Genomic DNA, 13,408 nt, shown 5'->3' with positions numbered 1-13,408 from the left:
TTTTTGCTATTTAATTTTTATAAAATATTTTTCGTTTTCCATTTTAAAATAGTAATATTCGAAGATTTAATTTTCTAACATAGAAATAACAATCTGTTAACCTATGTGAAAGAACACCAATATAAATTTACCTATTAAACAAACTATCCCCTTATTTATGAGACTACTCTTACGCTCCCATGCGCATGAGCTTTTAAAGAAAACCCGTAAACCGTTTTTTTTAATCGTCAGCGCTGTAATTATGCTTTGTTCGCAAGCACAACTTGCTCTTGCTCAAGGCAACAAAATTTCAGGAAAACTCGTTGATGCTGCCACAAATGAACCTCTAGTTGGCGGATCAGTTTCGATCAAAGGTTCTACCAAAGGAACGACTGTCGATGCATCGGGTCAATATTCCATTTCGGTCACTTCGGACAATGCTGTTTTAGAATTCAAATTTGTCGGTTACGCAACGAAATCTGTGGTTGTAGGTAAACAAACACAAATCAATGTGGGCTTAACAGCTAATGCTGCCGACTTAGAACAAGTTGTTGTTGTAGGTTATGGTACTCAAAAGAAAACGGATGTAACGGGTTCTGTTAAATCTGTCGCGAGTGCGGCATTTAATAAAGGTATCATTAACTCACCAGAGCAGTTATTACAAGGAAAAGTTGCTGGTGTGAATGTAACATCTGCGACAGGTGAACCGGGTGGTTCTCAGGGTATCACAATCCGTGGACCAGGAGGTATTCGTTCAGGTTCTACGCCCCTTTTTGTTATAGATGGATTAGCTTTAGATAACTCGACGACTGGTGGTGGAAACCCTTTAAACTTCTTGAATCCACAAGATATCGAAACCATTGATGTATTGAAAGATGCCTCTGCTACGGCCATTTATGGTTCTCGCGGTGCGAATGGTGTTATTTTAGTGACAACGAAAAAAGGAAAAGCAGGTGCGTCTAAAATCGAATTCTCTACGAATGTTGGTTTTAGCTCGATCGCTCGTGCATTACCTGTACTTTCCGCTTCAGATTTCCGCACGCAAGTCGTTGCGAATGGAGGAACTTTAGAGGATTTTGGTTCAAATACCGACTGGCAAAATGAGATTACGCGCCAAGCAATGACTAAAAATTATAATTTGAGTCTAGGTGGTGGGGCGAGTAAGCTAACTTATTATGCTGCTTTTGGTGCTCAAATGCAACAGGGTATTTTGAAGAACAATCAATTGGATCGTTTAACGGGACGTATGAATGTGAATCAAAAATTCTGGGATGACCGATTAAGTTTAGATGCGAATATTAGCTTTTCAAATACAGTTAATGAGCGTCCAGCTATCGAAAGTCTATTAGGCAATGCGCTGACGAATAATCCTACTTTACCTGCTTATTCAGCTGATGGAAAAACGCCAGCGACATTTGTCAGTCAGTCAAATCCTTTGACAACTTTACAATTGTTCAAAGATATTAATACGACAAATCGTTTTATTGCTAATATCTCTCCATCAATGAAATTGATGAAAGGATTAGTTTATCGCATGAATTTCGGTTATGATAATTCTACGTCTGTTCGTGATGTACAAACACTTGCAAGTAATGTTCCTAAGATTGATGGTCGCTTGGATACCTACAATACAAGCAATTTGAATAACTTGATTGAAAACTATTTAACTTACAATCTTGATTTAGGGGATCATAGCTTCGCTGCGATGGTTGGTCATTCGTATCAGAAAATTCAATACCAATGGCGCACGTTTAGTATTAATAAATTCCCTATTGTTCCTACTGAGCCTATTTATAACCCTGGTATTGGTCAGGAATTAACTTTGGCGACTAACAAGCCTGGAGGTTCTGCATTTATTAATGAGTTGCAATCATTTTACACGCGTTTGAATTATCAATATCAAGATAAATATTTAGCGACGGCAACTGTTCGTGCGGATGGTTCATCAAAATTTGGTTCGAATAACCGTTATGGTATATTCCCTTCATTCTCATTAGGATGGAGAATTTCGGAAGAGCCTTTCTTGAAGAATACGTCGATCAGCAATTTAAAATTACGTGGAGGTTGGGGTCAAACAGGTAACCAAGAAATTCCACCAAAAATTACTCAACCATTATTTACGGCTACCGTTGGTTCGGCAACTTCTTATCCTTTGGATGCGTCTGCTAGTTTCCCTGCAGGGATTACGTATTCTCGCTTAGCAAATCCTGATATTAAATGGGAGGTATCTACGCAAATGAATATTGGTTTGGATTTCGCATTCTTGAATGGGGCCCTATCCGGATCGATTGATGCTTTCAATAAGGTCTCAACAAACATGTTGTTAGAAGTTATTCCAGCGGATCCAGTTCAGCCAGCTACGTCAGTTTGGACGAACGTGAATAATATGGAAATCTTGAATAGTGGTGTAGAAATGGACTTGGATTACAAGTTTACTACAAAATCAGGCGTTCGTTTTAATGTAGGAGGTAATTTAACTTTGATCAATAATGAAGTTAAAGGTTCTCCTTATTCAGTGATTCCATCAGGTTCTGCTTCAGGATCCGGATTGACATCCGCTACGATTAATGGTTATATCAATGGTCAGCCGATTGGTACTTTCTTCCTAAAAGAATTTATCGGATTTGATGATAAAGGTATGAGCAAATACAAAGATCAAGATGGCGATGGTATCATCACGGATAAAGATCGTATTGCTGCTGGTACAGCTTTGCCTACCACGCAGTATAACTTCTTTGGTAATGTAGCCTACAAAGGTTTTGACCTTTCTCTTCAATTCAATGGCGTGTCAGGAAACAAAATCTATGACAATACAGCGAATGCCTCTTTCTATAAATTGAAGATCGCTAAGAATACCAACGTAACGCCAAGCGCTTATGCGGATGCTAAGGAGTCAATCAATAACCCGGCGCCTATCTCAACACGTTATTTAAAGGATGGAGCTTTTTTACGTTTGAACAACGTGACTTTAGGCTATCAATTGCCTACGGCTAAATTGGGAATCAATAAGTTTATTTCCAACGCACGTTTGTCAGTAACGGGACAGAACCTTTGGGTGAATACCAATTATGATGGATATGATCCAGAAGTTAATAAAGATAACTCCATTAACGGAGTCTTGTCTTATGGTATAGACTACATGAGCTATCCAAAAGCAAAATCTTTGATTGTTGGTTTAAATCTTACATTCTAATTTGAATACCTACACAGAAATGAAAAAGTTTAGAAATATAGCCATGATAATGGTAGGGATGACAGCCTTAGTAGGTTGCTCCGATTTGAATGAAAAAGTATTGGATGAGTACAATGCTGCGGGCTTAACGGATAAGCAAGCGGCAGATGGAATGATCGCACCCGTTTATGCGGTATTACCTACGATTTTCCAGCACACAACATTATTTGCCTTGCAAGAAATTTCTACAGATGAGGCGATTTTGCCTTATCGTGGTGGAACGGACTGGGGTGATAATGGTATCTATTTATCGCTTCATAAGCACGAGACTACCAGTACCGACCCCAACGTAAGAAATACTTGGAATGCCGTTTTAGCTGGTATTTCTCGTTCTGTTACGGCAATTAATTCTTTGAAATTAAACAGTGATCCGAATGCCAAATTGTATCTAGCAGAAGCTCGGGGTATGCGTGCCTATTACAACATGGTGATGTTGGATTTATTTGGTTTAGCATTTTCAAAAGAAGACCTGGGTGATGTTACGTCGATTTTACGTGGCGAGGCTGCGATTACCTACATTAAAAGTGAGTTATTGGATGTAGAGCCAGTATTATCTACTTCAGTTGGTCCCGGTCGTCTGACCAAAGCAGGTGCTTGGGGATTATTAGCTCGTTTGCACCTAAACGCTGCTGTTTGGCGTGATCCTTATGGAACTGCAACGCACAAGGCTGAGGATATGGACAAAGTTGTTGAGTATACCGACAAGATTATTAATTCAAGTCAATATGCACTCTCTGCTGATTATTGGGATATTTTTGGTAACGCGAATCATACCAATAAAGAATTGATTTTAGCGGTAGATCAACGTGCGGAATTGAATGGACATAACCGTATGTCGTATTTCTCTTTGGCAAATGATCAACGCCCTTTGCCAGCGTATCCAGCAGCGAATGGAACAGATGGTCCTGCGATTACCCCTACTTTTTATCAGTCCTGGGTATCTGCTTATGGTTCTGTAGATCCAGCTGTTGCTGACCCTCGTTTTTTCAAACAAAATGTAAAGAAAGAGGATAATCAATGTGTCGATCCAGCAACGTATAAAATTGACCGTGGTATTTTACGTGGCCAACAATATGGATTGATTTATAAGAGTGGAGCTTTTGTGAAATGTGCTGATGGTAAGTCACTACAAGTAGGTAAGATCTTGAATTCAAGAGGTAAAGGAAATCCTTTAGTTATCCATACCGAAAAAGTTGATTTTACCACGGAAGGAAGTGATTACAGTTCCGGCTATCGCGTTGAGAAATACGAATTCTCCGACAAGTCGGCCTCTGGTAGAAACTTCGGTGAAGCTGACTTAATTATTGTGCGATTAGCCGATGTGTATTTGATGCGTGCTGAGGCTAAATTGCGTAAATCGAATGATGCAGCTGCGGCTTTGGCCGATGTAAATAAAGTTCGTTTATCTCGTACAGCCAATTCGGCAGCGACTCCATTGTCAACGATCAATTTAGATTTATTGCTTCGTGAGCGTGGTTTTGAGTTCTACTGGGAATTACAACGTCGGACGGATTTAATTCGTTTTGGTAAGTATGAAGATAGTTGGACTGAGAAATCCAATACGAATAAAAACATGCGTGTTTTCCCAATCCCACAAACGGCGATTGATGGGGCATCTAACTTAACGGGTTATTTGAAACAAAACGCGGGTTACTAAAATTGAATATCTTTAAGGCGCCAAGCATAGCTATGGCGCCTTTTTTTTTGAACGAATATGAAAAAAATCCTAATCTTTCTTCTGTTTCAGGCGAGTTTATGCTTGGGTCAAAAAGCCCAAATCATTCGCGGCCCCTACTTGCAATCAGTTACTCCTACATCCGTTTTGGTACACTGGCGAACAGATATCCCTTCCCCAAGTCAGGTATATTATCAGGCAAAGGGAAAGGTGTTGAGGGCAATAGATAAGAACCGAGTTATAGATCATGTGCTTAAGCTTGACCAACTCAAACCTGCGACGCGTTATGCCTATCAAATTGATCATAAGTCTTTTGACAAGAATCGATATGTAGTTACAGCGCCCGCATTTGGATCAAAAGAATCCGTTCGCATTTGGGCTTTGGGGGATTTTGGTGACGGATCTGCAAGTCAAAAGGCTGTTATGAATTCCATCGAAGCTTACACGCAGGGAAATCGTCCCGATGCTTGGATCTGGTTGGGAGACAATGCCTACAACAACGGAAAAGATGAAGAGTATCAGAAAAATGTGTTTGAAGTGTATCAGGATGTATTTTTGCAAAACTTGCCTATTTATCCTTCGCCGGGAAATCATGATTATGCAGGTAAGCACAATCCGAGTGAACCGCCTTATTTCAAGATTTTCAATATGCCTGTAGAAGGGCAGGGAGGAGGTCTTCCTTCTCACTCGGAATCGTATTATTCAGTTAATTATGGTCCTGTTCATCTGATTGCCTTGGATACGGAGATGCAAGAAGCCTCTGGCCTGATGCTGAAAGATGGGAATGGGAATCAAGTGGATTGGTTAAAAGCTGATTTAGCTGCGAATAAATTACCATGGGTGGTTGTTTATTTTCATAAACCTCCTTATTCCAAAGGCTCACATGATTCTGATGTTGAGTTGGACATGAAATCCTTACGCGAACATGTGAATCCGATTTTCGAGCAATACAAGGTTGACCTGGTTATCGCAGGACATAGCCATGTCTATGAACGCAGTTTTCCGATGCGCGGGCATTATGGAATCAATGAAACCTTTGACGCTGCATCGCATGTATTTGCTCAATCCACTGACAAGAACCATTATGTGGTGGGGCCTAATGGTCAAGGGGTTATCTATGTAGTCAGTGGTTCAGGAGGAAAGTTTGGAGGACAGCGATCGGGTTATCCCATGAAGTCATCAATTTACACGAATAATACGATAGGTGGTTCGGTTTTGTTGGATATTGATCAAAAAACCTTTAAGCTAAAATGGATACAATCCGATGGGCAAATAGGGGATGGATTTGTCTTAGAAAAGCGGTAAAAACAAATTGTTAAATTATATCGAAGTGCCTACAATGCTTAATCATTTAGCGTAATTTCAAGAAAAAAAACAAGTATATGCGTTACTTAATCCTTATTTGTGCTGTTATTGCGAGCCTTCAATTGCATGGGCAATCTGATTTGCAAAGTCAATTGAATTCGAAGCGTGTGACGCTTCCAAACGGTTGGAAATTATCTCCACACGGTACATCCATTTCGTTGGGTGATTTACCTTTGAATGTTGTCGTCTCCCCTAATCAAAAGTATATTTTGGTGACGAATAATGGCCAAAGCATTCAGAGCTTACAATTAATTGATGTTGCAAGTAATCAGGTGCTAGATTCCAAAGAATTGCCTAAATCATGGTATGGTTTGAAGGTGGCTGCCGACAACAAAACGGTTTTTGTTTCTGGAGGAAATGATAACTTGATCATTGTTTTTGAAATACAGGATGGACAGCTGGTTGAGAAAGATAAAATTGCTTTGTCAACAGAAAAAAAAGCGACTATTTCGCCGGCAGGTATTGAATATGATGATGCAAAAGATTTGCTTTATGTGGTTACGAAGGAAAATAATTCCTTGTATGTGATTCAAGCAAAAACCAAAAATGTCCTTGCAGTTCATAAATTACCAGCGGAGGCATTTACGTGTTTATTGAATAAGAAAAAGGATGTTTTATATATCTCTGTTTGGGGTGCTAAGCAAATACTTCCCTTCCAAACTGCCACCCAACAATTTTTGCCAGCCATTTCTGTAGGAGATCATCCAAATGAAATGTTATTGACCAAAAATGGAAAGACGATGTACGTGGCGAATGGAAATGATAATTCCGTTTCTGTTGTTGACCTAGTTAAAAACAAAGAAGTTGAGGTCCTAAATGCAGCTTTAGTGCCGAATGCACTAGAAGGCAGTTCGACGAATGGTTTAGCTTTGTCGGCTGATGAGGAGCGTTTGTATATTTCGAATGCCGACAATAATTGTTTGGCCGTCTTTGAAGTGGAGAAGTTGGGTCAATCTAAATCCTTAGGTTTTATTCCTGTAGGTTGGTATCCTACATCGATCCAAGTAGTTAAGGGTAAACTTTATGTGGCGAATGGTAAGGGATTTTCTTCTTTTGCAAATCCAGACGGTCCAAATCCAATCGAGAAAAAGCAAACGGTGACTTACCAAAAATCGGATAATAATCGTAAAGTTCGTACAGGGTATATTGGAGGTCTGATGAAAGGGACAATGTCCATTTTTAAAGAACCTTCTGTTCAAGAATTGGCAGTTCTTTCTGAAGCTGTGTATCAAAACACACCATACACTAAAGAACGTGAGATGAACGCTTTGGGAGAAAAAGGGAATCCAATTCCCATGAAAGTAGGGGATGCCTCACCGATCAAATATGTGTTTTACGTATTGAAAGAAAATCGTACGTATGATCAAGTTTTGTCAGATGTTACAGGTGGAAATGGGGATACAACCTTGCTATTATTTGGAGAAAAATACACGCCAAACCAACATAAATTAGTGAAGGATTTTGTCTTATTAGATAATTTCTATGTTGATGGTGAGGTTAGTTCTGACGGACATAATTGGTCTACATCAGCACATGCAACTGATTATTTGGAGAAAACATGGCCAACAGCCTATGGAGGCCGCGGAGGCCGATACGATGGTGAAGGAACTCGTTTGATTGCAAATCCAAAGAATGGATTTATCTGGGATTATTGCCAGCGTGCTGGTGTTTCTTACCGTACCTACGGAGAATTTGCGGATGATTTCAAGCCGAATATCCCTGCAATTGCGGATCATTTTTGTCCTGAATTTGCTTCTTTCGATCAGGATATTATGGATACTTCACGTTTTCATGCTTGGAGAAAGGATTTTGATAAATTGCTAGCCGCAAATCAATTACCTCGGTTCAACTCCGTACGTTTTCCAAATGATCACACAGAAGGCCAACGCTTAGGGAAAAAGACACCATTCGCGCACGTTGCTGATAACGATTATGCCGTGGGTCTATTTGTGGAATATTTATCTAAATCACCTATCTGGAAGGAAACAGCCGTATTTATTGTAGAAGATGATGCCCAAAATGGTCCTGATCACGTAGATGCTCATCGTACAACGGCTTATGTTGCGGGTGGATTTGTAAAGCGTGGTTATGTTGACCATACGCCTTATTCAACCTCATCTATGTTACGCACGATGGAATTAATCTTAGGATTACCACCGATGAGTCAATACGATGCTGCTGCAACACCCATGTTTCAATGTTTTTCTTCAAATGCAAATTTGTCTCCTTTTGAGTCTTTATTGCCACGTACAAATTTATTTGAAAAAAATGTGTTAGCTACTCCAAGCGCTGAAAAAAGCGCACACTTTGATTTCTCGAAAGAGGATGCAATTCCTGATTTGGAATTCAGTGAAGTAATTTGGAAAGCAGTAAAAGGTGAAAATTCGGTTATGCCTGCTCCACGTAGAGCCGCTATTTTAACAGTATCGGGTACAGATATCGATTAATATGCAATTACTTTTTATGAGTTTACTAGGTGTCCGATTGGCCTTTGCTGGCCTTTCGGACACTTTAGTTAATGTAGTAGTCAGTGCTAGTAGGCTGCCGGTAAATCACGCACGCGTTGCCTTGCCTATTTTGGGTTTACGTGTGCATGGTGATCAAATTCCCAACACGCCTGAATTGTTTAAATCTGTGCCGGGTGTATTTCTTCAACGAACCAATCAAGGTGGCGGTTCGCTGTTTGTTCGTGGCTTAACTGGAAATCAAACTTTGTTAGTATTGGATGGAATCCGATTCAATAATTCGACATTCCGATACGGACCTAATCAATATTTGAATACCATTGATCCATTTTCTTTGGAGCAGATCGAAGTGTTGCGAGGTTCAGGTTCCGTACAATATGGCTCAGATGCCCTTACAGGCGCAGTTCAATTGATGTCTACCAAACCTCAGTTTAGTGCCTTAGCCCATTGGACTGGTCAAGTATTTCTTCGGGGCATCAGCCAAGGAATGGAAACGAGTGCGCTTAGTAAAATTAACTACCAAAGAGCTCGGTCTAGTTTTTCGATTCTTGCCGCGCGGAAGAAATTTGGGGATATTACGCGAGGGGGCGATGGCGTATTTCAACGCCCTACTGGCTATGATGAACAAAATCTGACCGCTCAATACCGTCAAAAAATAGGTAAACATATCCTTTGGGAGAATTTGATTCAGCAAAATAGCCAGGATCATGTTCCTGTTTACCACAAGGTACAACTTGAAAACTATACTGTTAACGAAATGACTTGGCAGGCTTACCGAAGGGCTTATAGTCGTTTAATATATCAGGGAGAGCACCCTTGGATTGATCAAGTGGAATTAACGGCATCCATCCAACAAAGCATGGAAAAAAGGTCGATGCAAAAAAATGGAAGTTTGACATTGCGCAATGAAGATGATCAGGTGAGAACCCTCGGAATAATCGGACAAGTAAAAAGTCGATTGAATGATTCGTGGTCTAGTTCACATGGAATTGAATACTATGCAGATGGCATTACAAGTAGTCGTATGGATCAGATAAATACATCCAACATTCCTTTACGAGGCTTATATCCGAATGGCTCTACGTATGCAACAACTTCAGCTTTTAGTCTTCATGAATGGAATCTTCAAAAATGGCAAGTACATGCGGGTCTGAGGTACCAACAAACACAAGCTTTTTTGCCTGATACAACCGTTGGGAACGCCATCGTTTCACAAGGGGCTTGGGTGTATGATTTGGGAACCTCTTTGGCTTTAGGACAAAATGTGACCTTATTTGCTTCTATTGCATCGGGTTTTAGGGCTCCCAATTTGGATGATTTAGGGAGTTTAGGTGTCGTTGACTTTCGCTATGAATTACCAGCCTATGGCTTGAAGCCTGAGTCTTCAATAACGAAAAATCTAGGAATCAGGGTTCATACGAATAAGTGGAATTCTGAGTTTTCTGTATTTCATACGGAATTAAGTCAATTGATTTCAAGGATTAAAACATCGCAGGTGATTCAAGGATATCCTGTGTATCGAAAGGAAAACGTTGGTCAAGCTTTCTTAGCAGGATTTGAGTGGATGAATAAAGTCTACTTGGGGCAAAATTTGACACTATCTAATCAACTTTCCTATACATTTGGAGAACAAATAAGTCAAGCGGAGCCAATGCGTCGAATACCACCTTTGTTTGGCCAAATGGATTTAAAGTATCATCACAGAAAGGTACAAATGGCTGGGATATGCCTTTTTGCTGCCAGACAAGATCGGTTGAGCGCAGGTGATTTAGCAGATAATCGAATGAAGCCGACAGGTACAGCGGGCTGGGCAATTTTCAATTTACAGGCGATATATAACTATTCGCCCCACATTCGTTTCGGAATGCAGGGCGAAAATTTAGGGAATGTTCCTTACCGTATGCACGGCTCTGGTGTTGATGGAATGGGAAGAAACGTACAAATCCAACTGAGCTATTTGTGGTAATTAGTGATTCTTTCGTTGCTCGTCTTCGTCATCCATCTCCACGGTTTTTTTGATTTTGCGCCAGTCGATACTCCGATTATACCGAATCATTGTTTTATCCGCATCAAAAATGCGCTTGTCTGGGAAGCTAAATTGATAAGGTTTGAAGTTGGGAGTCTCTGTGAAGAAATCATCTAATACACTCGCTGTTTGGTCATAGTGATTGACTGCAGGAACACCTAATAAGGTATAAATGACGCGTAGAATCGAGCCAAAATTAGCATGTCGATGCGATATATAATCCCGTTTCACATAAGGTCCCGCCATCATTAAAATACTCCGATGCGCATCAATGTGGTCCACACCCCCTTGTGGGTCGTCTTCCGTGACTATGACAAGCATGTTTTTCCAATAGGGTGTATGTGATAAAAATTGCAACATGCGACCTAAGGCTAAATCATTGTCGGCCATAAACAATGACCGAAATGGGAATCCTGCTGTGGAATCTAAATCACCTCCATGATCATTGGGTAATTGGATGGTTACTAATGAGGGCATTTTTTCTTTGCCGCGCAGCCATTTTTCTGTGAATTCTGTTTCAAACTGTTGAACCCGAAATTGATCAGGAATGCTCGTATTGAATCCAGCGTAGTTGTGGCTTGTTTTTGAAAAGAGGGCTTTTTGCATCGGAACCATCACGATATGCCCTGCACCTGTTAAAGTATCTGACCAATCCTCCCGAACATGTCCCGTTTCATTTGCCTCACCAAAATTGTAAAAGGAAATATTTTTACGTTCTAATGCTTCCCAAATTCCGCCAATTTCAGCGTAGTCTTCTGGATCCATACTTCCTGTTGACCCAGGACGTCTTCGACCTGGTGCCTCAGAGAATATTTTTCCTGTTTTGCTTACACTTGAATTTGTCTCAACCCATTCGTTGGGAATAACTCCCATCATCCAGTGGTGACCATGAATCGACGCATCACTATCGCAATAGAAATTGTCACTCATCGAGAATGCTTTTGCAATTTGTTGGTGATTTGGACTCACATCTACATTTTTGATGGTCTTATTCTTCTCGTAAACTGTACGATTCATGCCATACCTAGCTAAGGTAGAATCTCCGTTTGCGCCTTTAAATTGCCCGAAAAATTCGTCGTAAGTTCTGTTTTCCTTTGTGATATACACAATATGTTTGATCGGAGATTGTCCAGGTTTTGCTAAAGAGAAAGTTTTGTTTCCTCTTATTGAGCCATCCTTCACAACGTAGGTGTTATTTTGAACGACCTGAGTTAGTTTCGCTAATTCTGTGGCTGTTGGTACAGGAATGGACTGAAATGTGCCTAATTGCACGTCGCCAATGTAAGTTCCTTGTTTGGGTGCCACATAGCCAGCACCTCCGTTTGGTCCGGCACCATAGCCCCGACAAGATGTTACATAAATTGTTTTTTCATCTTCAGACAACTTAACACGCGTAGGTCCCCAGCCCGTAGGAATAAAACCTTTCGTTTTTTGCGATGCAACGTCAATAATGGCTAGGGCATTTAAACCGAGTAGTGTGACGTACAAGGTTTTCTCATCTTTACTTAAGGTTAGGCCAAAAGGTAAATAGCCTCTGCGTTTATCCAGCGGTTTTGAAAATTGAATCGGAATATGTGTAAGGATTTTTTTAGATCTGTAATCAATGACTGCAATGTTGTCATTGGTTGCGTTGCTTACGTAAACATATTGCGAGCCTACTGCAATGGAATTAGGACTTGAACCACCTACAACTTCCATCTCTTCAACCATTTCGCCAATTTGAAAACCTGGTTTATAAATCTGTACATTCTGATTTGTTCGCAAATCTATTTGGTATACACTCATTGCCTCATCGGCACGCGGATCGCCCAAACCGGGAATTTCCTTGCCAGCCACGCGCGTTCCTTCTCTAGATTCCTTCGTGTCGTTCCCGTATGGGTGATGTGGAATGTACTGAGATTGTAAATTTTCGGGTGTTGTTCCTTTAACAAGTGGGTATGCATACATGCCTACATTCGCAATAAACGCGAATCTGTGGTCTGGGCTCAGCGTTATGCCAAAAGGTATCCGACCCGTTGGCGTGCTAGATTTTAAATTCCCCGTGTTAAGGTCAATTCGCACCATGCGGAAATTAGCTTGATCAAGCACGAATAGTTCATGGGTTTCAGGTACAATAGCCATGTCGGATGCAAAACTATCTTGGAAGTTTTTATCACCAATTATACCATCGATTGAAATCGTTCTTAATACGCGCCCTGTTTCTATATCTACTTGATGAACATTGCCAGCATCACCGCCACTGAGATAAAAGCTTTCGCTTTTGGAATCGAAAACGATACCTAGAAAGGAGCTTTTTCCATAGGGCGAATTTTTGTCGGGAGTGCCAAACTCAGGAAATCGCTTCGCTTTCTGATTGATCAGATCAATGCGAGTAAAGGCTGCATTGTGTATCGTTATTGCCCATTTTTTGTTGGGACTGATCGATAAACCAAAGGGGTCATCGGTTATACGTATTGTATTGCCAGCTGGGCGAACATAGCGCCCGCTAGGAAGTACGGAATAACTACTAGTATCAATTTTGGCGAATTCATTGAGTCCCGGAACTTCAAGGATTTGTTGGGCTTTTAAAGGCTGAATAGCGATTAGACAAAAGAAAAGAAAATAGAGTTGCTTCATGAAATGGAATATTTCACGAAAGGTAAGGAATCATGCGCTTTTAAAGATTA

The 13,408-nt window shown here is 40.6% G+C and carries 6 protein-coding genes; 5 read left to right on the top strand and 1 reads right to left on the bottom strand.

Annotation, left to right across the window (positions count from 1 at the left end; translation table 11 throughout):
- The first annotated feature begins 241 nt into the window (after positions 1 to 241).
- The 5 genes from SKC38_RS03130 (at position 242) to SKC38_RS03110 (ending at position 10,682) form a co-directional block, all read left to right on the top strand.
- Complete coding sequence (locus SKC38_RS03130; RefSeq protein ID WP_377975726.1) at positions 242 to 3,172, top strand: SusC/RagA family TonB-linked outer membrane protein; 2,931 nt, start codon at positions 242 to 244, stop codon at positions 3,170 to 3,172.
- 19 nt (positions 3,173 to 3,191) lie between these two features.
- The gene (locus SKC38_RS03125; RefSeq protein WP_377975006.1) at positions 3,192 to 4,868 is read left to right on the top strand and encodes a RagB/SusD family nutrient uptake outer membrane protein; all 1,677 of its coding nucleotides are present in this window, start codon (positions 3,192 to 3,194) and stop codon (positions 4,866 to 4,868) included.
- Positions 4,869 to 4,925: 57 nt separating this feature from the next.
- Positions 4,926 to 6,191 (top strand): purple acid phosphatase family protein, encoded by a 1,266-nt coding sequence (locus SKC38_RS03120; protein ID WP_377975005.1) that lies wholly within the window; start codon positions 4,926 to 4,928, stop codon positions 6,189 to 6,191.
- A 77-nt stretch (positions 6,192 to 6,268) separates the two neighbouring features.
- Positions 6,269 to 8,698, top strand: coding sequence for a bifunctional YncE family protein/alkaline phosphatase family protein (locus tag SKC38_RS03115; protein ID WP_377975003.1), 2,430 nt, complete (start codon positions 6,269 to 6,271; stop codon positions 8,696 to 8,698).
- Positions 8,699 to 8,714: 16 nt separating this feature from the next.
- The gene (locus SKC38_RS03110; protein ID WP_377975001.1) at positions 8,715 to 10,682 is read left to right on the top strand and encodes a TonB-dependent receptor plug domain-containing protein; all 1,968 of its coding nucleotides are present in this window, start codon (positions 8,715 to 8,717) and stop codon (positions 10,680 to 10,682) included.
- On the opposite strand, the gene SKC38_RS03105 is transcribed toward SKC38_RS03110, so the two are convergent.
- The gene (locus SKC38_RS03105) at positions 10,683 to 13,358 is read right to left on the bottom strand and encodes a bifunctional YncE family protein/alkaline phosphatase family protein (protein ID WP_377975000.1); all 2,676 of its coding nucleotides are present in this window, start codon (positions 13,356 to 13,358) and stop codon (positions 10,683 to 10,685) included.
- Between the last annotated feature and the right edge of the window lie 50 nt (positions 13,359 to 13,408).

Source organism: Aquirufa echingensis, assembly GCF_042714525.1.
Lineage (GTDB): Bacteria > Bacteroidota > Bacteroidia > Cytophagales > Spirosomataceae > Aquirufa > Aquirufa echingensis.
The sequence above is the reverse complement of the archived record's forward strand: the minus strand, read 5'-3'. Positions and strand labels throughout refer to the sequence as shown.